This window comes from Micromonospora aridisoli (assembly GCF_056150025.1).
On the sequence record NZ_JAXCFK010000005.1, the window covers coordinates 294,779 to 317,507 of the forward strand.

Here is a 22,729-nt window from a genome sequence, read left to right on the forward strand (position 1 = left end):
CACCGCATCGGCAAAATCACCAGTCACCGGGCCGCGCCGTCGCCGGCGGAGCACGACTGCCCCACCGGCGACGGCGGCGGTGTCACAGGACGGTGCAGAGCGTGCCGTTGAGCCGGAACGCCGTCGGCGTCACGTTGGGGCCGCTGTACTCCCCGACGAAGCCGGCGCTGGTGCCGCCCCCGGCGGGGATCCGGCGGTTGTCGTCGGTGCCGGTGACCCGGACGGTGGTGCCGACCTGTTCCCAGTTCGCGCTCCAGCCGCTGCCCACCCGCTGCCAGGACGTGGGCCAGGTCCAGGTCAGCGTCCAGCCGTCGATGGCGGTGCTCGCGTTGTTGACGATGTCGACGCCTGCGACGTAGCCGTTGCCCCAGTCCGTGGTCCGGGTGAAGCGGACGCCGCAGGTGCTGGTGGCCGGGCTGCCGGTGGTGAAGGTCAGCGGTGGCGAGGCCCAGGAGACCCGGCCCGCGGTGTCCCGGGTCAGCACGTTGACGGTGTACCTGGTGCCGGCGACGAGGTTGCCGACGGCCAGCGAGGTGCCCGAGGTCTCGCCGAGCTGCTCACTGACCGCCCCGTACTGCCGGTACACCTCGTACTTGGCGATCGGGCTGCTCCCCCGGGCCGCCGCCGGCCAGGAGATCGTCGCGGTCCGGTCGGTCACCTCGGCGACCGTCGGCTGCCCCGGTGCGCCGGGCTGCCCGGTGGTGGCACCGGCCGGACGCACCACGAGCGTGGTCAGCGAGTACGGCGGCAGCGTCCGGCTGGTCGCGCTGCCGGACCGGCTGGTGGCGATGGCGGTGGCACCGTTGGTGTGGGTGTGGACCGTCGGCTCCCCACTCGACGGGGCGAAGCCGGTGTAGTCGATGGCGACCTCACGCGCGTTGTCCGGATCCTTGTTCACCAGCAGCACCGCGACCTCCCCGGTGGCCCGGCGCACCGCGTGCGCGGCGACCAGCGGCTCGTTCGTGGCGGCCCGGATGAACTGGTCGCCGGTGCGGGCGAAGCGGCCCATCATGGACAGCCCGTGGTAGGCGGCGAAGGGCGTGTTCAACGGGGGCTCACAGACCGACCCGTCGGAGGTGCAGGTGCCGCTGGAGAGCATGCCGAAGTCGCCGTAGTCGGTCTGCCCGGCCACGGTCGACACCCGGCCGATGCCGTTGCGCACGTTCCACCAGTGGACGGTGAAGACGCCGTTGGCCAGCAGCCCGCTGTACGCGTCGGCCAGGAACAGTGCCGCCGGCTGGCTGGTCATCCCCTCGGAGGTCACGTTCACCTCGGTGAGGCTGATGCCGATGCGCCCGGCGTTCGGCCCGGCGTACCGGGTGATCTGCTGCCGGAGCAGGTGGACCGCGTCGGTGATGTGGCCGGTCCGGGGCAGCGACTCGGCGGCGGTCCCGCCCGGGTACCAGTGCACGTCGACGAAATCGATTTTCTGGCCGGCGATGGCCAGCACGGTCTGGTTCCACGGGCCCGGATCGTCACCGGCGGTCAGCCCGTCGGGCCAGTTCGCCGGCATGGTGAGCACCGCGCCGACCTTGATGGTCGGGTCGACCGCCTTCATCGCGTCGGCGTACGCGACCACGAGGTTCGCGTAGTAGCTGGCGCTCTTGTCGGGATGGTGGTCGGCCTCCCAGGCCGAGCCGTAATGGCCGTTGCCGTAGTTCTCGTTGCCGACCGTCCAGTACCGGGCGGCGTAGCCCTTGGTGACATTGGCGTACCGCACCCACTCCGCCGCCTCCTCGGGGGTGCCGGTGCCGTAGTTGGCGATGATCATTGGCTGGGCGCCGGCCCGCCGGACCCCGGCCATGAAGGTGTCGAAGTCGGTGCCGGGTGCGACGTACCCGCCGGGCGCGGTGTGGTCCCGCCAGTGGTAGATGTCGGCGTAGGAACCGCCCGGGTAGCGCATCATCTGCACGCCGGCCGCCCGCAGCAGGTCCGACGTCTCGGTGGTGCCCAGTTGGGAGTCCCAGATGGCGTGGTTGACGCCGAGGGCGGTGTCGGGCACGGTGGCGAGCCCGGCCCGGGCGTTCACGGTCACCGCCACCGGCGTGGTCGCCGCGGCGGCGCTCGGCTGGTCGAGCCCGACCAGAGCGGCCGTGCCGAGCAGCAGGCCGACCGCGAATGCGGCGTGGGCGCGCCGGGCGGGGCGCGGGGGCGGGGCGAGGGGTCGAACACCGTGCCGGTCCGAGATTGCCATGGCCGTCCTTCGTCGGTCATGCGGAGTTCCACCGCCCCCGAGCCGGTTGACACGGCTCGGGGGCGGTGGAACGGAGACGGATCCAGTCATCCACCGTCGTCCCCCGGGGCCTTGACCGGCCCCGGTTGCCCATCGGGCGACGGCTACTCACGCGCGACAACGCATCGGCGTTCAAGAATCCCACAGCATCGGGCTCGACTCAACGACCCGTTCGTCCATCGGGACCATTAGTAAGGTTTGTGAACAGTAGGTGTTACCATCACGTACGTCGATGGAAGCCTCACCTTCGACGTCCCGTACCCATCGGAAGGAGTGGTCACATGTCGAGATCGCGCAGACTGGCCACGCTCATGGCGCTGGCGCTCACCGGTGCGCTGCTCGCGGTCGTTCCCTCGTCCCCTGCCTCCGCCGCCACCTGCGCCACGCCGTGGCAGTCCTCGGCGGTCTACACCGGAGGCATGCAGGTCTCCCACAACGGACGCAACTACCAGGCGAAGTGGTGGACCCAGAACGAGGCGCCGCCGGGCACCTCGGGGGTCTGGCAGGATCTCGGGGCCTGCGGCGGCAGCACGCCGCCGACCAACCCTGGCGGTTTCGTGGTGAGCGAGGCCCAGTTCAACCAGATGTTCCCGGGCCGCAACTCCTTCTACACATACTCCGGGCTGGTCAACGCGTTGGGCGCCTATCCCGCGTTCGCTCGCACCGGTAGCGCGACCGTGCAGCGCCAGGAGGCCGCCGCCTTCCTGGCCAACGTCTACCACGAGACCGGCGGCCTGGTGCACATCGTCGAGCAGAACACGGCCAACTACCCGCACTACTGCGACCGCACCCAGCCCTACGGTTGCCCCGCCGGGCAGGCCGCCTACTACGGCCGTGGCCCGATCCAGCTCAGCTGGAACTTCAACTACCACGCGGCGGGCAACGCCTTGGGCTTGCCGCTGCTGACCAACCCCTGGCTGGTCCAGAACGACGCCGCCGTGGCCTGGAAGACCGCCATCTGGTACTGGATGACGCAGAACGGGCCCGGCACGATGACCGCGCACCACGCGATGGTGACCGGTGCCGGCTTCGGGCAGACCATCCGCAGCATCAACGGCTCGATCGAGTGCAACGGCGGCAACCCCGCCCAGGTGCAGAGTCGGGTCACCCGGTACCAGCAGTTCGTGGGCATCCTCGGGGTGCCCGCCGGAGCGAACCTCTACTGCTGACCCCAAGCTCCGGCGCCGCCACACCCCCGGCGGCGCCGGGCCGGTCAGCCCACCTTCGGGGTGGCCCGGTCGATGATCGCGGCGAAGTCGACGCCGGCCGGCAACGTGCCGTACGCCTGCCCCCGGTCGCCGGCGAGCCGGGACGCGCAGAAGGCGTCGACGACGGCCGGATGACCGTGCCGCACCAGCAGCGCACCCTGCAACACCAGTGCCAACTGCTCGACCACCCGACGGGCGCGTACCTCCAGATCGGCCGGATCGGCCAGCGCCGCCCGCACCTGGCGAACCGCGGCGTCGAGCCGGGCGTCGGCTCCGGCGGCGACGTCCACCTCCGCCTGGAACGCCGCCATCACCTCGGGCTGGCCGGCCAGCGCGCGCAGCACGTCCAGCGCGGCCACGTTGCCGGAACCCTCCCAGATGGAGTTCAGCGGTGACTCACGGAACAGTCGCGGCATCCCGGACTCCTCCACATAGCCGTTGCCGCCCAGACACTCCAGGGCCTCCGCGGCGTGACCCGGCCACCGCTTGCAGACCCAGTACTTGCCGACGGCGAGGGCGATCCGCTTGAACGCCGTCTCCGTCGCGTCGCCGCGGGCGGAGCGGTCGGTCGCCCCGGCCAGCCGCATCATCAGCACGGTGGCGGCCTCGGACTCCACCGCCAGGTCCGCCAGGACGTTACGCATCAAGGGCTGGTCCGCGAGGTACCGGCCGAACGCCCGCCGGTGGGCGGCGTGGTGCGCGGCGGTGACGACCCCGTGCCGCATCCCCGCGGCCGCGCCGATCACACAGTCCAGCCTGGTCAGGTTGACCATGTCGATGATGGTGCGTACGCCCCGACCCTCGTCGCCCACCCGCCAGGCCACCGCGTCGTCGTACTCGACCTCGCTGGAGGCGTTGGAACGGTTGCCGAGCTTGTCCTTGAGCCGCATCAGCCGCATCGGGTTGCGGGTGCCGTCGGGCAGCACGCGCGGCACCAGGAAACAGGTGAGCCCGCCCGGCGCCTGGGCGAGGGTGAGGAAGAGGTCGCACATCGGCGCGGAGGTGAACCACTTGTGCCCGACCAGCCGGTAGCTGCCGTCGGGCGCGGGGCGCGCCGTGGTGGTGTTGGCCCGGACGTCCGACCCACCCTGCTTCTCCGTCATCGACATGCCCGCCAGCAGCCCCCGCTTGGTCAGCGGTGCCCGCAGCCCGAAGTCGTAGCCGCGGGTGGTGAGCAACGGCTCGTACCGCGCGGCCAGATCGGGAGCGTGCCGCAGCGCCGGCACGGCCGCGTACGTCATCGAGATCGGGCAACCGTGACCGGCGTCCGGACGCCAGACGTGGAACTTCGCGGCCCGGGCCACGTGGGCGCCGGGCCGTTCGTCGGCCCAGGGCGCGGCGTGCAGGCCGTGCTCCACGGCGGTACGCATCAACTCGTGCCAGGAGGGATGGAACTCGACCTCGTCGACCCGGTTGCCGTACCGGTCGTGGGTACGCAGCACCGGGGGGTGTTCGTTGGCCAGCCGGCCGTGCTCGGCGGCCTCCTCGGTGCCGGCCAGCCGGCCGAGTTCGTGCAGCTCCGCCGCTGCCCAGCCGGCCCCCTCCCGGGTCAGCGCGTCGAGGAGCGCGGGGTCGTCCGCGGTGTCGTGGCCGACCAGCGGCGGAACCTGGTTGAACACCTCGTGCGTGCTCACGACGGAACTCCCAACGCGCGGTGGATGAAGGTGGTCAGCCCGCCGATGGTGTCCGGCCCGGCGACACCGGCGGCCAGTGGACCCACCATCGCCTCGGCCAGGGCACCGACCACGGCGGTGGAGGTGAGTTCGGGGTCCTGCGGAGGCAGTTCCCCGGCGGCCACGCCGTCGGCGACGTAGCCGGCGATCAGCGCCGCGTGGGCGCGCCGGAAGATCAGCCGCTGCGCCTCCACCGCCGGATCGACCGGCTCGACGAGCAGCGCGTAGGCCAGTCGCGGGGATCGCAGGGCCCGGCCGGAGAAGGTCTCGATGACCGCCCGGATCCGTGTGGCGGCGGAAGCCTCCACGGCGGCGGCCTGGGTGACGGCGTCGATCTCGCGCTGGCTGGCGGTGCGGAACACCTCGGTGAAGAGGTCGGCCTTGGTCGGGAAGTGCCGGTAGACACTGCCGGTCGCGACGCCGGCCCGCTCGGCGACGGCGGCGACCGAGCAGCCGGCGTAGCCGTGCTCGGCCAGGATGGCCAGGGCGGCGTCGAGGAGCCGCTCGCGCGAGGCGGTCAGCCGCGCCTTCACCCGCTCGGTGCTCCGATACGCCACCCAAGAATTGAACCATCATTCATTTCTTCACGGCAAGGGCATCACCGGGGCTGATCAGGCCAGCGACTTGGCGAACCAGTGGTGTGCGTACGGGTTGCGGTTGTAGGGCGGGATCTCCTGGTAACCCGCACTGCGGTAGAGCTGGATCGCCTCGGTGAGAGTGCGGTTGGTGTCCAGGCGTACGCTGCCCGCGCCCGCGGTGGCGGCGTACCGCTCCAACTCGTTGAGCAGGCGGCGTCCGACGCCGAGCCCACGCACCGACGCCGACACCCACAGCCGTTTGATCTCGGCGGGCTCGCCGGGCGGCAGGCGCAGTGCGCCGCAGCCCACCGCCTCGGTCCCGAGAGTGGCCACCAGGAACAGCCCGGCCGGCGGCACCAGCTCGTGATCGTCGACACCGCTGCCCGCCGGGTCGAAGCCGGCGTCGAACCGCTCGGCCAGCTCCCGCGCGTACGCGCGCAGGCACGCCCGCGCGTGGGGCTCGCCCGGATGGCTGCGCCCGATGGTGACCAGCGACGCCATGAGCAGGTGCTCGACCTCGGCCATGGCGGCGGTGAGCCGGCTCCGCTGGCCGTCGCTGAGCGGCGCCAGCACCGACCAGGCCAGGTCGTCGGAGCTGCGGTCGAGCATCTCCCACTCGGTGCGACCGGCCTCGGTCAGGCGCGCGGTGCGTACCCTGCCGTCGCCCTCGCCGGGTCCGACGACCACGAGACCCGCCCCCTCCAGGGTGCGTAACAGCCGGCTGAGGTAGCCGGCGTCGAGATCGAGCCGGGTCCGCAGGGCCGCGACCTCGGCACCGTCGGGACCGATCTCCCACAGCAGCCGCGACTGAGCGAGGGGCCGGTCACGGGCGAGGTAGCTGTCGTCCAGCGCGCCGACGCGCTGGGTCACCGTGCGGTTGAAGCGCCGTACCACGTCGACAAGTGCGCGATCCATGATTGCTGACTTTAGTCAGCGATATCGTTTCCGGGGAGGTCCCCCCGGGATGATTGGGCGCGGACCGACGTCTCCACGCCGATTCCGGCGCCTCCCGACCGGGCGGACGAGGTCAAGGTCACCAGAGCGCTCACCGCCAGCACGCCCGCACAGACGTGGAGCGCCGCCGCGGCCCCGGCGAGCTCCGCCAGCCGCCCGAGCCCGTTGGTGGTCAGCAGCAGCGCCAGGCTCTGCACGAGCACGAGCACGCTCTGCACCCGGGCCAGGTGCGTCACCGGCGTCGCGGCCAGCACCAGCGGACCGATGTGCGTGGCGAACAGTCCGGCACCGACCCCGACGACCGCCCCCGCACCGACCGCGACCAGCGTGGACCTCGCCACGTACCCGTTCGCCAGCACGGCCACGCCGACGGCGGCCGTCAGCAGACCCGCCCCGGCCGCCATGGCCCCCCGAGACAGTGTGCCGCGCACCAGCACCAGCACCGCGACGGCGGCCGTGCCCAGCGCCACGGCTGCGACGAGCGCGCCTGCGGCCTGCGGAGACCACGCCCGCTCCCTGGCCAGCAGCGGTACGAGCAACGCGGCCACCGGCAGCAGGAATCCTGCGGCGACCCCGGTCACCAGCAGCGCGGCTCGCAGCGTGCGGTGCTGCCAGCCGAGGCGCAGGCCGTCCAGGGGCGCGGGCCAACCCGGACCCGCCCCGTCGGCCGGCCCGCCCGCCGTCGAGCCCGCTCCGGCGTCCGCGACGCCCACCGTGGCGTCCGCGACGCCCGCCACCCGTCGGCGCAGGACCATCAGGACGGAGAGCATCACCAGGAAGGTCGCGGTGTTGGCCAGGGCCACACCGGTGAGCCCGGCGGCGCCGAGGAGCAGACTCCCCAGCGGCGGTCCGGCGAACAGCGCCAACTGCCCGACCAGGTGGCGAGCCGACATCGCCCGGGCAAGGGCGGCCGGCGGCACCAGGCGCCGAGGCATCGATCCCGCACTCGGCAGGTGGAACGCATCCACGATCCCGATGGCCAGGCCGGCGAGCAGCAGGGGCAGCCTCGGGTCCTCCGTCGACCGAACCGCCATGGCAAGCGCCGTCGTGACCACGACCATCGTCGCGTCCGCGCCGACCAGGACCGACCAGGCTCCGACCCGGTCGGCGAGCGCCCCACCCGTGAGAAGCAGCAGCACCCGGGGCAGGGTGATCGCGGTGAGGACCAGGGCGGCGAAGCTGCCGCCCTGCCCGGCCGCGACCCAGCCCATCGCGAACGCCATGGCCTGCGTGGCGACGAGGCTCAGCGCGGTGCCGCCCAGCCAGGTCCAGTATCCGCCGGGTACCGCCGCCCCGATCCGTGTCACCGTCACTGTCACCGGGGCCGCTCCCACTCTCCGCTGTCCACGGGGAGCACTGTTCGATCTCGACCAGGTGGAGAGTCAAGCTCCGGGCCACGGCGATCGCCGACCGGTCACAACGAGTCCGAAGGGCCGGCGACCCCTCCGGTCGTCGGCGGAATTTTCCGGCCTGTTTCCGATGGACGACCTACCGAAATCCGGTCTTGCGCGGCCGTTCACACTGCCGCTATGTTAACGATAACATCGACCGGGCCGCATGGGTTTGGATTCGCACAGACCTCCGGCAGCTGCCCGGAACAGCACGACGCGCTTCGGCCACAGGAGACGCGGTCGCACCGGGCACAGCGATCGCGCACCTACCGACGTCGAGCGGGCCGCTTTCCCCGCCACCGCCCCTTTCACCACGACTGCTCGTCTCCCCCGAACGGAACCCGGAGGCCGTGATGCCCCACCCGTCCCTCAACCGTCGACACGTACTCCGCGCCGCCGGCGCGGCGGCCGTCGCCACCGCGGTCGGCCCTGTCCTGCGCACCGGTACCGCCGGGGCGGCGATCCCGCCGGCCCGGCCTGACCTCGGCGTCTCCGCCTACGCCTTCGAACCCGGCCAGGTGCGGCTGACCGCCAGCCGGTGGTTGGACAACCAGAACCGCACCCTGAACTACCTGCGCTTCGTCGACGTCAACCGGCTGCTCTACACCTTCCGCGCCAACCACCGCCTCTCCACGGCCGGCGCTACGGCACTCGGCGGCTGGGAGGCACCCAACTTCCCGTTCCGTACCCACTCCCAGGGGCACTTCCTGACCGCGTGGGCGCAGATGTGGGCGGTACTCGGCGACACCACCTGCCGGGACAAGGCCAACCACATGGTGGCGGAGCTGGCCAAGTGCCAGGCCAACAACGCGGCGGCGGGCTTCAACACCGGCTACCTGTCCGGCTATCCCGAATCCGACTTCACCGCCCTGGAAGCCCGGACCCTGAGCAACGGCAACGTGCCGTACTACACCATCCACAAGACCCTGGCCGGTCTGCTCGACGTGTGGCGGCACATCGGCAACACCCAGGCCCGCGACGTCCTGCTGGCGCTCGCCGGCTGGGTGGACTGGCGCACCAGCCGGCTCACCTCCGCCCAGATGCAGGCGATGCTGGGCACCGAGTTCGGCGGCATGAACGCGGTGCTGACCGACCTGTACCAGCAGACCGGCGACGCCCGTTGGCTGACCGCCGCCCAGCGCTTCGACCACGCCGCCGTGTTCAACCCCCTCGCGGCGAACTCCGACCAGCTCAACGGGCTGCACGCCAACACCCAGGTACCGAAGTGGATCGGCGCGGCCAGGGAGTTCAAGGCCACCGGCACCACCCGGTACCGGGACATCGCCAGCAACGCCTGGAACATGACGGTCAACGCGCACACCTACGTCATCGGCGGCAACAGCCAGGCCGAACACTTCCGGGCACCCAACGCCATCGCCGGATACCTGCGCAACGACACCTGCGAGGCGTGCAACACGTACAACATGCTCAAGCTGACCCGGGAGCTGTGGCTGCTGGATCCGAACCGGGTGGCGTACTTCGACTACTACGAGCGGGCGCTGCTCAACCACCTGGTCGGAGCGCAGAACCCGGCCGACAACCACGGACACATCACCTACTTCACGCCGTTGAATCCCGGCGCCCGGCGGGGCGTGGGACCGGCGTGGGGCGGTGGCACCTGGAGTACCGACTACAACTCCTTCTGGTGCTGCCAGGGCACCGGGCTGGAGAGCAACACCACGCTGATGGACGCGATCTACTTCCACAACGGCAGCACGCTCACCGTGAACCTCTTCATGCCCTCGGTGCTCACCTGGTCGCAGCGCGGCATCACGGTCACCCAGACCACCACGTACCCGGTCGGCGACACCACGACCCTCACCGTCACCGGCAACGTCAGCGGCTCCTGGGCGATGCGGATCCGCATCCCGGCCTGGACGCAGGGCGCGACGGTCAGCGTCAACGGCACCGCGCAGAACATCGCCACCACCCCGGGGACCTACGCCACCCTCACCCGGTCCTGGACCTCCGGTGACACGGTGACGGTGCGGCTGCCGATGCGCGTGATCGTGCAGCCGGCCAACGACGATCCGAACGTGGTGGCGCTGACCTACGGCCCGGCGGTGCTCTCCGGCAACTACGGCAACACCTCGCTCTCGGCGCTGCCCGCCCTGGCCACCACCTCGGTCACCCGGACCAGCGGCACCTCCCTCGCCTTCACCGCCACCGCCAACGGTTCATCGGTCAATCTGATCCCCTTCTACGACGCACACGGCCACAACTACACCGTCTACTGGAACGCCAACGGTCAGGGCGGCGGCACCTCCGCCGCCACGTTCCGGCTCGCCAACGTCGCCAGCGGCCTGGTGCTCGGCATCGAGAACATGTCCACCGCCGACGGGGCACCGGCGTTGCAGTGGGCCGACAACGGCACGGCCGACCACGACTGGCAGCTCGTCGTCGACGGCAACGCGGTCAAGTTCCGCAACGCCAACAGCGCGAAGGTGCTCGGCGTGCAGAACATGTCGACCGCCGACAACGCGCAGGTCCTGCAGTGGTCGGACACCGGCACGGCCGACCACCGGTGGACGGTGGTGGACGTCGGTGACGGCTCGCACAAGATCCGTAACGGGCACACGGGCAAGCTGCTCGCCGTCCTGAACGGCTCCACCGCGCAGGGTGCCCGCGTGGTGCAGGATCCGGACAACGGCACGCCGGACAACCAGTGGCGGTTCCTGCCCAACGGTGCGCGCCGACTTCAGAACCTGGCCACCGGCCTGGTGCTCGGCGTACAGAACATGTCCACCGCCGACGGCGGCCTGGTGATCCAGTGGGGTGACACGGGAACCGCCGACCACCTCTGGACCGCGATCGTGGACAGCGGGGGCTACCTGCGCTTCCGTAACTCGCACAGCGGCAAGGTGCTGGGGGTGGAGAACGGCGGCAGCGGTAACGGCGCCCGGGTGGTGCAGTGGGCCGACAACGGCGCGGCCAGCAACCGCTGGCGGTTGCGGTACGCCGCGAACGGCTACTTCCGCATCCAGTCCGCCAACGGTGGACGGGTCCTCGGCGTGCTGAACGCCTCGTCGAGCCAGGGCACCCAGATCGTCATCTGGGACGACAACGGCGCCAGCGACCACCGCTGGCGATTCATCTAGCCGCCACGGTGCGCGATCCGGCCGTCCTCGCCGGGTCGCGCACCGTCTCCATATTCACCATCGTCACTTGAGATTGTTATCGATAACATGCTAGTTTTCCGGCAGGAGTAACGGGCACGCTCCTGCATCCTGGTCGCCGGCCATCAGGCCGAGGCGGAGTTCCGCCACACCGCCGATCATCGGCGACCTGTCCGGGTTCGCCTCCGCGAGGCACCGCGCTGTCCGCGCGGAAGGGCCACCTCGACGTAGGCAGTCACCGATCCGCCTCGTAACGGCCGGCAGCCACGAGGACATCCACCCACATCGGCACGGCACCGGCGCGGCCAGTCCGCGTCGCGCGGCCCCGCCGCGTCCGCCCTCGCCCCGTTGATCATGATGTTCTTACCCCGGAGAGCGCTCCCCGGCGACAACAACTTCATGATCGACGCGAACCGGTTCCGCTGTCCCGCCCCGGACCGCCACCGACGACGTGGGCGCCACCCAGCCTGTTCCGACGGCTCGGCGTGTTCAGGCCGACTCCGCCGGCACCCACCACCGGAAGGTTCACCCATGAAGACCAGATCCGCCCACCGAACATCCCCGAGGCTCCGGCCGCGCACCGTGTTGATGTCGCTCGCGGCCGGGACCGCCCTGCTGGCGTCGACCGTGCTGGTCGCCACGGCCGCCAATGCCGCCGCCAGCACGCTCGGTGCGGCGGCGGCCCAGAGCGGACGCTACTTCGGCGCCGCCACCAACTCGTTCCAACTCTCCAACGCGTCCTACACCACGATCCTCAACCGCGAGTTCAACTCGATCGTGGCCGAGAACGAGATGAAATGGGACGCCACTGAGCCCCAGCAGAACGCCTTCAACTTCACCGGGGGCGACCGACTTGTGGCGCACGCCCGGGCCAACGGCATGTCCGTCCGTGGCCACACGCTGCTCTGGCACGCCCAGCAGCCCGGCTGGGCGCAGAACCTGTCCGGTAGCGCGCTGCGCAACGCCGCGATCAACCACGTCACCCGGGTGGCCACCCACTTCCGCGGGCAGATCCATTCGTGGGACGTGGTCAACGAGGCGTTCGCCGACGGCGGCAGCGGTGCCCGGCGCGACTCGAACCTGCAACGCACCGGCAACGACTGGATCGAGGCGGCGTTCCGCGCCGCCCGCGCGGCCGACCCCGGGGCCAAGCTCTGCTACAACGACTACAACACCGACGGGATCAACGCGAAGTCGACCGGCATCTACAACATGGTCCGGGACTTCAGGCAACGTGGTGTGCCGATCGACTGCGTGGGCTTCCAGTCCCACCTGGGCACCACGCTCGCCGGTGACTACCAGGCCAACCTGCAACGCTTCGCCGATCTCGGCGTCGACGTCCAGATCACCGAGCTGGACGTCGCCGAGGGCGCCAACCAGGCCAGCATCTACGAGCGGGTGACCCGGGCCTGCCTGGCGGTGGCCCGGTGTACCGGGATCACGGTCTGGGGCGTCTGGGACGCCGCCTCCTGGCGCTCGGACAACCCGCTGCTGTTCGACCGCAACGGGAACAAGAAGCCCGCGTACACCTCGGTGCTCAACGCGCTGAACAGTGTCAGCGGACCCAACCCGACCAACCCGCCGCCGACCACCACACCACCGCCGGCGGCCGGCGGGGCGTGCTCGGCCACGGTGTCGCTCAACTCGTGGAACGGTGGCTTCGTGGCCACCGTACGGGTCACCGCCGGCAACGCCGCGATCCGCGGCTGGACCGTGCGGATCACACTGCCCGGCGGCACCGCGGTCACCGGCACGTGGAACGCACAGGCCAGCGGAAGCAGCGGGACGGTGAACTTCAGCAACGTCAGCTACAACGGCCAGGTCGGCGCGGGCGGCAGTACCGAGTTCGGCTTCCAGGGCACCGGCGTCGGCCCGTCCGGCACCCCCACCTGCACCGCAACCTGATCCGCTCCCCCGGCCCGGTGACGTCGGTTGATCAAGAAGTTCTGGTCGGAATTCGAGCTGGGCGCGACCAGAACTTCTTGATCAACCCTTGAGGGCTCGTCAGCGACGGGGCGGGGGGCCGACGCTTCGGCGCGCCACCAGGGTGGGTGCGATGGTCTCGCGCAACGCGCCGCCACTGACCGATTCGATCTGCGCGAGCAGCATCTCCAGGCTCGCCCGGGCCACCGCGCCGAAGTCCGGTCGCACGGTGGTCAGCGGCGGGATGAAGTAGGCGGCCTCCGGCACGTCGTCGAAGCCGACCACACTGATGTCGTCCGGCACCCGGCGGCCATGCTCGTGCAGGGCCCGCAGCACCCCGAGGGCCAGGTGGTCGTTGGCGGTGAAGACCGCGGTGACATCGGGCATCCGGGCCAGCATCTGCCCGCACCGGTAGCCGGCCGCGGCGGACCAGTCCGCCGGCACCAGCGGCGGGATCTCCGCACCGGCCACGCTCAGTGCATCCCGCCAACCCTCGATACGACCGGCGCTGTCGAACCAGTCCGACGGACCCGAGACGTGCCAGACCGTACGATGGCCGGCGTCGAGCAGGTGCTGGGTGGCGGCCCGGGCGCCGGCCGCCTGATCGACCGTCACCAGCGGCATCGGCCGGTGCGGGTCCCCGTCGACGGTGACCAGCGGCACGTCCTTGGGCAGGCGTTCCAGGGCCTCACCGGCCGACTCCACGGGCGCGATCACCACGATGCCGGCGACCCGGTGGGCCAGGTGCCGCTCGACCACCGCCGAGATCGACCGGTGGTCGAGGTCCCGCACGCTACCGACGCTGACCGCGAACCCCGCCTCGGCGGCCGTCTGCTCCAGCGCGGCCAGCAGCGAGGCCGGACCGTAGAGGGTGGTGTTCTGGGCGACCACTCCGATCACCTGTGATCGGCCGGTCACCAGTGCGCGGGCCGCCCGGTTCGGCCGGTAGCCGAGCTCGGCGATGGCCGCCTGGACGCGGAGCCGGGTCTGCTCGCGTACGTTCGGGTGCCCGTTGAGCACCCGCGACACGGTCTGGTGGGAGACACCGGCGAGGCGGGCCACGTCCGTCATTGCAGGATCGCGTACGGCCATCTCACACTCCCCGCAAGCCAGTAAGTCGCCGCAGCCCGTCGGCGATGACTGGCACGGCTCAGGTACAGATCCCCTCGCGCGGTGCCCACGCCGGCCCGTGCCGTCCGGGTGGAGAGCGCTAGATCACGCACAGTCTAGCCCCAGCAGCCGCCCCGCTGGCCGCCGGCCCGACCGCAGAAGTCGGCGGCTGTCCGGCGAATCGACCGACCTCATCCCGGAGCACGTCGTCCCGTCCGGCGATCGAGGGCCACCCGGGCGGCCACTTCCGCGCGTTGGTGTCCCGGGAGCAATCTCCGTCGGCGCCTTCTGTTAGCGATCACAGCTATGGGCCTCCGTACTGCTCGCTTCGCATCAAACCTCCAAGCTGGCATCGGTCGCGGGCAGCAACACACAATTTACAGGCGTTGATGATAGCGATAACATTCTGGTCATCTGAACGGCCTCCGCCCGGTACGGCACGGCTGGAGCCGTCCAGGTCCGCGACGGCTGTGACCACCGGGCCTTCCACACCGACGCTCCGACGGCAGCGCCCGCCAGCCGCGCGGTGTGGCCATGATCCGTCAGCGGGGCCAGGGGCCACACCCGCGATCGCCGCGATGTCGGCACCCGGTCGCCGAGCCGATCTCCCCACCACCGACAGGAGGAACTCACGTGCGTAGCGCAAGAAGGTGGTTGACCGCTTTCCTGGGCATCCTGACGTTGACGCTCACCGCGAGCGTCGCCGACGGGATCGTCGCGCCCAGGCCGGCAGAGGCACTCAACAACGGCGTCGCCCGGACCCCGCCGATGGGCTGGAACACCTGGAACACGTTCGGCTGCAACATCAACGAGACACTCATCCGCCAGATGGCCGACGCGATCGTCAGCCACGGACTGCGCGACCTCGGGTACAAGTACGTCGTCGTCGACGACTGCTGGTTCAACCCGAACCGGGACGCGCAGGGCAACCTCCAGGCCCACCCGCAACGGTTCCCGAGCGGAATGAAGGCGCTCGGCGACTACCTGCACGCACGAGGTCTGCTCTTCGGCATCTACCAGGTCCCGCTGGACCGGACCTGCGCCCAGTACTTCAACTCCTTCCCGGGCGCCACCGGCAGCCTCGGGCACGAGTACCAGGACGCCCGGCAGTTCGCCGCCTGGGGCGTCGACTACCTCAAGTACGACTGGTGCTCCCCCACCGGCACCATCAACGACCAGGTGGCACGGTTCGGCATCATGCGCGACGCGCTGGCGGCCACCGGCCGGCCCATCGTCTACAGCATCAACCCGAACAGCATCCACGAGAAGACCGGGCCGCAGCGCAACTGGAGCGACGTGGCGAATCTCTGGCGGACCACCGAGGACATCACCAACGCGTGGGACACCGGCCAGACGAACGGATACCCGATGGGCATCCAGAACATCGTCAACGTGAACGTGCCGCTGGCCGGGTACGCCGCGCCGGGCGGCTTCAACGACCCGGACATGCTCGAGGTCGGCAACGGCGGCATGAACGACACCGAGATGCGCAGCCACTTCGCACTGTGGGCGATCATGGCGGCGCCGTTGATGATGGGCAACGACCTGCGTTCGGCCAGCGCGGCGACCCTGGACATCCTGCGCAACCAGAACCTGGTCGCGATCAACCAGGACACCTTGGGGCTCCAGGCCGTCCAGATCTCCCATGACGGCACCCGGCGCGTCCTGGCCAAGCGCCTGGCCAACGGCGACGTCGCGGTCGCCCTGTTCAACCAGGGCAACTCGACCACGACGGTCTCCACCACGGCGGCGGCGATCGGCAAGACCGGCAGTTCGTTCACGCTGCGCGACGCGTGGACCAACGGCACCTCCACGACCACCGGGGCGATCTCCGCGAGTGTTCCGGCACACGGCACCGTGGTGTACCGGGTCAGCGGCGGCGGCACCACCAACCCGCCGGTCCCGACCACCTTCCGGCTGCGCAGCGAGTCGGCCGGTCGCTGCCTCGATCTCGACAACTCCAACACCGCCAACGGCACCGGAACCCTGATCTGGGACTGCCACGGCAACCCCAACCAGCAGATCACCCAGAACGGCCAGACGCTGCGGATCCTCGGCAAGTGCCTGGATGTGCCGACGAACGCGGCCAACGGCACCCGGGTGCAGATCTGGGACTGCAACGGGGGCACCAACCAGCAGTGGACGTTCAACGGCAACGGCACGGTGAGCAACGTCCGCTTCCCGTCGCTGTGCCTGGACGTGAACAACGCGGGCACCGCCAACGGGACCGCGGTGATCCTCTGGTCCTGCCACGGCAACACCAACCAGCGGTGGAGCCGGGCATGAGCGCCGCTGCGCTGCGGCGCGCCCTCGCCGTGATCGCCAGCGTGGCCTGCGTGATCGCCCTGCTGCCGGGCGTGGCGCGGGCCGACAACCCCTTCGTCCAGCACATCTACACCGCCGACCCGGCACCGATGCTGCACAACGGCCGGGTGTACGTCTACACGGGCCACGACGAGGACGGGTCCACCTACTTCACCATGCGTGAGTGGCGGGTCTTCTCCTCGGCCGACATGGTGAACTGGACCGACCACGGCGTACCGATGAGCCTGGCCACGTTCGCCTGGGCGGACGCGAACGCGTGGGCGGGACACGTCATCGCCCGCAACGGGAAGTTCTACTGGTACGTGCCGGTCCGGCAACGCTCGAACGGACAGATGGTCATCGGGGTGGGCGTCGCGGACAGCCCGACCGGTCCGTTCCGCGACGCGCTCGGCCGCCCACTCGTCGGCAACGGCGAGATCGATCCGCACGCCTTCATCGACGACGACGGACAGGCGTACCTGTACTGGGGCAACCCGAACCTGTGGTACGTCCGGCTCAACCCCGACATGATCTCGTTCTCCGGTGGACCGACCCAGATCCCGCTCACCACCGCCGGGTTCGGCACCCGCACCGGCAACGCCAGCCGCCCGACCCTCTATGAGGAAGGGCCGTGGGTCTACAAGCGCAACGGTCTCTACTACAACGTGTTCGCCGCGGAATGCTGCTCGGAGTTCATCGCCTACTCGACGGCCCCCGGCCCGACCGGACCGTGGACCTACCGGGGAACGGTCATGCCCCGGCAGGGCTCCAGCTTCACCAACCATCCCGGCGTGATCGACTTCAACGGCGGGTCGTACTTCTTCTACCACAACGGCGCGCTGCCGGGCGGCGGCGGCTACACCCGGTCGGTGGCCGTGGAGAAGTTCACCTACAACGCCAACGGCACCATCCCCACCATCAACATGACCACCGCCGGCGCTCCCCAGGTCGGCACGCTGAACCCCTACGTACGCCAGGAGGCCGAGACGATCGCCTGGGGTTCCGGCATCGAGACCGAGCCGTCCAGCGAGGGTGGCATGAACGTCGGCTGGATCGAGAACGGCGACTACATCAAGGTCAAGGGAGTGGCCTTCGGCACCGGAGCCACCTCCTTCTCGGCGCGGGTCGCCTCCGCCACCAGCGGTGGCCGCATCGAGGTACGGCTCGACAGCGCCAGCGGACCGGTGGTCGGCACCTGCACGGTCGCCGGCACCGGCGGCTGGCAGAACTGGACGACCACCAGCTGCGGCGTGAGTGGGGCCACCGGCACCCGCGACCTCTACCTGCGCTTCGCCGGTGGCAGCGGCAACCTGTTCAACGTCAACTGGTGGCAGTTCGCCGGCGGTGGCAGCACCCCCACCGCCTACCGGATCACCAATCGCAACAGCGGGCAGGTCGTCGACGTCCAGCAGCCCAACCTGGACAATCTCGCCGTGATCGGCCAGTGGAGCAGCAACGGCGCCGCCTGGCAGCAGTGGCGCTTCCTCGACGCCGGCAACGGCAACGTACGGCTGCAGAGCGTGCACAGCGGCAAGTGCGTCGACGTGCGCGACGTCTCCACGGCCGACGGGGCGCAGATCATCCAGTACACCTGCCACGACGGCCTGAACCAGGTGTTCAGCTGGCGCTCGACCGGTGACGGTTACCACCAGCTGGTCAACGTCAACAGCAACAAGTGCCTGAACGTGGTCGGTGGTTCCACCGCTCTCGGCGCCGCCCTGGAGCAACGGACCTGCGGCTCCGCGACCAGCATGCAGTGGTCCCGCACCGCCTGACCCTTGGCGCGCGGAGGGGTGCCGGGTGGGATCCTCCCACCCGGCATCCGCGTCTCCGGCGGCCAGGTTGCCCTGCCCCTGGATCCGGTCGGAGGTGGGTTGCCCGCGTCCGGTGGGTCCCGTCGCTGCGCGGTGGTGGGGGGCCGTCGGTGGGTTGCGCGCGTCCTGTCGAGCTGAATCGTTTGTGCTCTCACTCGGCGGCGTGAGTCGTTTGGGCTCTCAGCTCGACAGCGCCAGCCGGGTCGACCTGCTCACCTCGGCCACGGTCCGCAACAGCCACTGCGGGCGGTGGTGCCGGCGCGGTCCTGCGAGACCGATCAACGAGGCGGTGTGCGGGCAGGCCCGCCAGACGAGAAGGGGCCTGTCGTCCGCTCGGCGGGCAGACGACAGGCCCCAGCCTGTGGGTGACCAACCGGCCTCAACAGGTACGGTGTCGGGCCGGTCACCGCTATCTCACGGCGTGGTCAGCTCGAACCGCCGTACCGTCACCGCACCACCCAACGCCTGGGTGGCGTGGTTGAAAATGGCGAACCGGTATCCCATGAAGAACGTCCAGTTGTTGTTCAGCGTCAGGGCGTTGCCCAGCGGGACGAAGGTGACCCCGTCGGTGCTGTACGAGAAGCGTGCCTGCCGCCCGGTGCCGGGCCGGATGTCGGCGTTGGCACGCAACCAGATCCGCCCGCCGGAGACCGGGGCGCTGGCGATCTCGCTGCCGGTGCTGCTGGTGTCCCAGTTGCTGTTCATGTTCAGCCCGTTGGTCATCACCACCCGGGTGGCCCCGTTGTCGCGCCGCACTCCGATCCACGCCGAGACGTCCCGCAGCATGGCCAGGCCGGTACGGTCGCCGTCGCGCATGGTCGAGTAGTCGATCTCGACCGTGCCGGTCGAGGTCGGCCCCTGGATGCGGTGGGTGATCGTGTTGCGGGCCCGGTAGAGGTCGTTGGTCACGGTGGCGGTCTGCAGGCGCAGCCCGTTGTTCACCGACCACCGGCTGTTGTCCGGGTTGTGGTTCCACTCCCACTGCGGGCCGAGGGTGGTGCCGGCGAACGTGTCGACGCCGGTGAGCGGCTTGACCGGCCGCAGCGGCAGCGGGTTCGGGTAGTTCACCCCCCAGGCACCGTTGACCGTCTGCACCTGCGGCCAGCCGTCCGCGGTCCAGTTGATCGGCGCGAGGGTCGGCATCCGGCCGCCCGGGTACGCGTCGGTGAAGGCCATGTAGTACCAGGCGCCGTTCGGCGTCTGCACCAGTCCGCCCTGGTGGGGCACCCCACCACCGGAGATCGGCCCCTGCATGTTGAGCAGCACCTGCCGCTGCTCGTAGGGACCGAACGGGCCGTTGGTGGACTTCAGCACGTACTGGCCGTTGGCGGGACGGGTCAGCCAGATGTAGTAGGCGCCGTTGCGCTTGTAGAAGCGCGCGCCCTCCAGGGTGCCGATGCTCGACGGGGTCTGGTAGACCTGCTGGGCCCGCACCTGGGTACGCCCGTCGGCGGAGAGCTGGGCCACGCTGATCGTGCCGTTGCCGTACGCGACGTACATGGTGTCGTTGTCGTCGATCAGCATTCCGGCGTCGTAGTAGCAGTTGGGGATGGTGGCGTGCCGGCTCCAGGTGCCGTCGACGGCCGACGCGGTGTAGATGTGCGTCTGGGCGAAGTCGATGCACCCGGCCCAGTAGAACGTCCGGTTGCTCGGCCGGTAGTTCAGCGTGGAGGCCCAGATGCCGTCCACGTACGCCTGTTGTCCGCTGGGCAGGTCGTACTTGGTGCCGAAGTCCAGGCGGGGCACCGAATGCCCGGCGAACTCCCAGTTCACCAGGTCGTACGAGCGCAGCACGGGGGCGCCCGGCGAGTAGTGCATGGTCGAGGCGGTCATGTAGTACACCTCGCCGACCCGGATCACCTCGACGTCGGCGAAGTCCTGCCAGACCACCGGGTTGGTGAAGCTGCCGCCCGGGGGCGTGCCGGGGTTGCCGCCGCTGCCGACCTGGACCAGTTGCCACTGCTGGTTCGCGCCACCCCAGTCGTCGTACTGCACGATGTTGCCGCCGTCGGCGGTGGAGGCGTTCTGCACCTCCATCACCTTGTTCGAGTTCCGGTTGATCAGGCGGACGTAGCCGCCGGCCGAGTCGGCCAACCGGAACTGCTGGTTGGTTCCGTTGTGGTCACTCCACTGCACGATCGACGCGCCGTTGGCGGTGGAGAAGTTGTACACGTCGAGCACCTTGCCCGAGTGCCGCGAGCGAAGCCGGTAGTAGCCGCCACCGGAGTCGACGAACTGCCACTGCTGCCACGCGCCGTCGTTACGCGCCCACTGAGTAATCCGCGCACCGTCGTTGGTGGCCTGGTTGTAGACGTCGAGCGCCTTGCCGCTGTTGCGGTTGACCAGCACGTACCAGGCGTTGGTGTCCACCGTGGCCGCCGATGCCGGTGACGGCGCGACCGCCGCCAGGGCGCCGCCCACCACTGTCGCCGCCAGCACGGCGACGGCACGGGACAACCAGCCGCGCCGGCCCGGCCGGAGCCGTGGGACCTCACCAATGGCAATCATGATCCTCCTTCAGCCCTGCGAGCAGAACGAACAGCTCGACGGTCGCGCTGCGGCCCGGCGTCGCTCTTCCGGTTTGGCTTGTGATCGCTAACATGACCGCTCTGCCCAAGGGAGAGATCAGGATGGCCACCAGTTGTAGAGCGACGCAAGGCGTCCCGGACGGCCGCAAATATCGCCCGTCGTCACTATCGACTGTGAGCGATAACACGGCCTTCGTCAAGACGTAACATCGACGACTCAGGAGCCGGCTGGAGGATTCTGCTGACGTTGCCAGGGCTTGCCGACCGGCGGGGTGACCCGCCGGCCGGGCCGCCGGCCACTCGCAGGCACGGACGGTCGACGGCGTGACGGACCGGGCCGCTGCGACCCGGTCCGTCACCCCACCGGCGTCGGGTGGCGCTCAGAACCCCCGGGCGAGCCGGTAGTACGCCTGGTTCCAGCGCAGTTCGTCGGCGAACCGTCGAGGATCGGTGTCGGCGTCGATGACGACGAGTTCGGTCCGGCTCATCTCGGCGAGGTCGTGCAACTCCTCCACGCCCACCGCCTGCGACAGCACCGTGTGGTGGGGAGCGCCGGCGGTGATCCAGGCCTCGGCGGAGCCGGCCAGGTGCGGCCGTGGCCGCCAGACCGCCCGGGCCACCGGCAGCCGGCGCAGGGGGTGCGGCGGGGAGACCACGTCGACCTCGTTGGCCACCAGCCGGAAGCGCTCGCCCATGTCGGCCAGGCCGAGCACCACCGCCGGCCCCGGCTCGGCGTCGAAGACCAGCCGGACGGGGTCCTCCCGACCGCCGATGCTCAGTGGATGGATCTCCACGTTCGGCACGTCGGCGGCGATCGACGGGCACACCTCGAGCATGTGGGCGCCGAGCACCAGCTCCTCGCCCGGGGTGAGGTCGTAGGTGTAGTCCTCCATGAACGAGGTCCCGCCCTCGGTGCCGACGGCCATCGCCTTGAGGGTGTGCACCAGCACCGAGGTCTTCCAGTCCCCCTCACCACCGAAGCCGTAGCCGTCGGCCATGAGCCGCTGCACCGCGATACCGGGCAGTTGACGCAGCCCGCCCAGGTCCTCGAAGTTGGTGGTGAACGCGCGGAAGCCGCCGGCGTCCAGGAAGGTACGCAGGCCGAGTTCCAACCGGGCGGCATATCGCAGCGAGTCGTGCCGCTCGCCGCCGGGCCGAAGCTCGGCGGCGACCCGGAACGTGTCGTCGTACTCCTTCACCAGGTCGTCGATCTGCGCCTCGGCCACCTCGTCGACCACCCGCACCAGGTCGTTGACCCCGTAGGTGTTCACCGAGACCCCGAAGCGCAGCTCCGCCTCGACCTTGTCCCCCTCGGTCACCGCCACGTCGCGCATGTTGTCGCCGAATCGCGCCAGCCGCAGCGAACGCATCGCCGACCAGCCGATCGCGGCCCGGGTCCAGGCACCGACGCGGGCGGTGACGCGCGGATCGGAGACGTGCCCCGCAACGGTCTTGCGAGCCACCCCGAGCCGGGTCTGGATGAACCCGAACTCCCGGTCGCCGTGGGCGGCCTGGTTCAGGTTCATGAAGTCCATGTCGATCTCGTCCCACGGGAGCAGGACGTTGGCCTGGGTGTGCAGGTGCAGCAGTGGCGTCTGCAACGCGTCCAGGCCCGAGATCCACATTTTCGCCGGCGAGAAGGTGTGCATCCAGGCGATCACCCCGACCGCCCCCTGCGTCGCGGCATCCCGGCAGATCCGCAGGATGTCGGCGCTGGTGGTCAGGACCGGCTTCCAGACCACCCGGGCGGGGATGTGCGGCGATTCGTCGAGCAGAGCGGCGATCTGACGGGACTGGTCGGCCACCTGCCGGAGCGTGTCCTCGCCGTACATTGCCTGGCTTCCGGTGAGGAACCAGACCTCGGGTTCAGGGTGTGTTGCCATGGGAGTTGCCTTCC

Annotated in this window: 13 protein-coding genes; 5 read left to right on the forward strand and 8 right to left on the reverse strand. The window is 70.2% G+C overall.

All coding sequences use genetic code 11. From position 1 onward, the window contains the following. Positions 1 to 82 precede the first annotated feature (82 nt). Entirely contained in the window at positions 83 to 2,194 is a 2,112-nt protein-coding gene (locus SM447_RS13435; protein WP_474573091.1) for a cellulose binding domain-containing protein, read from the reverse strand. Between the two features lie 320 nt (positions 2,195 to 2,514). Here SM447_RS13435 and SM447_RS13440 point away from each other — a divergent pair, with 320 nt between their 5' ends. Beyond that, the gene (locus SM447_RS13440; protein WP_474573092.1) at positions 2,515 to 3,402 is read left to right on the forward strand and encodes a glycoside hydrolase family 19 protein; all 888 of its coding nucleotides are present in this window, start codon (positions 2,515 to 2,517) and stop codon (positions 3,400 to 3,402) included. 44 nt (positions 3,403 to 3,446) lie between these two features. Here SM447_RS13440 and SM447_RS13445 read toward each other — a convergent pair whose 3' ends face one another. From SM447_RS13445 to SM447_RS13460, 4 genes are read right to left on the reverse strand one after another with little or no spacing between them, the layout of a single operon-like run. Continuing rightward, positions 3,447 to 5,075 (reverse strand): isovaleryl-CoA dehydrogenase, encoded by a 1,629-nt coding sequence (locus SM447_RS13445; protein WP_474573093.1) that lies wholly within the window; start codon positions 5,073 to 5,075, stop codon positions 3,447 to 3,449. Then, entirely contained in the window at positions 5,072 to 5,671 is a 600-nt protein-coding gene (locus SM447_RS13450; RefSeq protein ID WP_474573094.1) for a TetR/AcrR family transcriptional regulator, read from the reverse strand. The genes SM447_RS13445 and SM447_RS13450 overlap by 4 nt, the downstream gene beginning before the upstream one ends. 54 nt (positions 5,672 to 5,725) lie before the next feature. Next, positions 5,726 to 6,607, reverse strand: a complete 882-nt coding sequence (locus tag SM447_RS13455) for a bifunctional helix-turn-helix transcriptional regulator/GNAT family N-acetyltransferase (protein ID WP_474573095.1) — start codon at positions 6,605 to 6,607, stop codon at positions 5,726 to 5,728. An 11-nt stretch (positions 6,608 to 6,618) separates the two neighbouring features. After that, entirely contained in the window at positions 6,619 to 7,965 is a 1,347-nt protein-coding gene (locus tag SM447_RS13460) for an MFS transporter (protein ID WP_474573096.1), read from the reverse strand. Positions 7,966 to 8,390: 425 nt separating this feature from the next. Here SM447_RS13460 and SM447_RS13465 point away from each other — a divergent pair, with 425 nt between their 5' ends. Together SM447_RS13465 and SM447_RS13470 are read left to right on the forward strand one after the other, a co-directional pair. Next, on the forward strand, positions 8,391 to 11,135 hold the full coding sequence (locus SM447_RS13465; RefSeq protein ID WP_474573097.1) for a beta-L-arabinofuranosidase domain-containing protein: 2,745 nt from the start codon (positions 8,391 to 8,393) through the stop codon (positions 11,133 to 11,135). Between the two features lie 549 nt (positions 11,136 to 11,684). Continuing rightward, the gene (locus SM447_RS13470; protein WP_474573098.1) at positions 11,685 to 13,058 is read left to right on the forward strand and encodes a glycoside hydrolase family 10 protein; all 1,374 of its coding nucleotides are present in this window, start codon (positions 11,685 to 11,687) and stop codon (positions 13,056 to 13,058) included. Positions 13,059 to 13,157: 99 nt separating this feature from the next. Here the strand turns inward: SM447_RS13470 and SM447_RS13475 are convergent, their stop codons facing one another. Continuing rightward, the gene (locus SM447_RS13475) at positions 13,158 to 14,147 is read right to left on the reverse strand and encodes a LacI family DNA-binding transcriptional regulator (RefSeq protein WP_474573276.1); all 990 of its coding nucleotides are present in this window, start codon (positions 14,145 to 14,147) and stop codon (positions 13,158 to 13,160) included. Positions 14,148 to 14,954: 807 nt separating this feature from the next. On the opposite strand from SM447_RS13475, the gene SM447_RS13480 reads away from it, so the two are divergent. Together SM447_RS13480 and SM447_RS13485 are read left to right on the forward strand one after the other, a co-directional pair. Next, complete coding sequence (locus SM447_RS13480; RefSeq protein ID WP_474573277.1) at positions 14,955 to 16,472, forward strand: glycoside hydrolase family 27 protein; 1,518 nt, start codon at positions 14,955 to 14,957, stop codon at positions 16,470 to 16,472. After that, complete coding sequence (locus tag SM447_RS13485; protein ID WP_474573099.1) at positions 16,469 to 18,265, forward strand: family 43 glycosylhydrolase; 1,797 nt, start codon at positions 16,469 to 16,471, stop codon at positions 18,263 to 18,265. Before SM447_RS13480 ends, SM447_RS13485 begins: the two co-directional genes overlap by 4 nt. Positions 18,266 to 18,718: 453 nt before the next feature. On the opposite strand, the gene SM447_RS13490 is transcribed toward SM447_RS13485, so the two are convergent. Further along, complete coding sequence (locus SM447_RS13490) at positions 18,719 to 20,812, reverse strand: family 43 glycosylhydrolase (protein WP_474573100.1); 2,094 nt, start codon at positions 20,810 to 20,812, stop codon at positions 18,719 to 18,721. Positions 20,813 to 21,212: 400 nt separating this feature from the next. Then, entirely contained in the window at positions 21,213 to 22,715 is a 1,503-nt protein-coding gene (gene araA / locus SM447_RS13495) for an L-arabinose isomerase (protein WP_474573101.1), read from the reverse strand. Between the last annotated feature and the right edge of the window lie 14 nt (positions 22,716 to 22,729).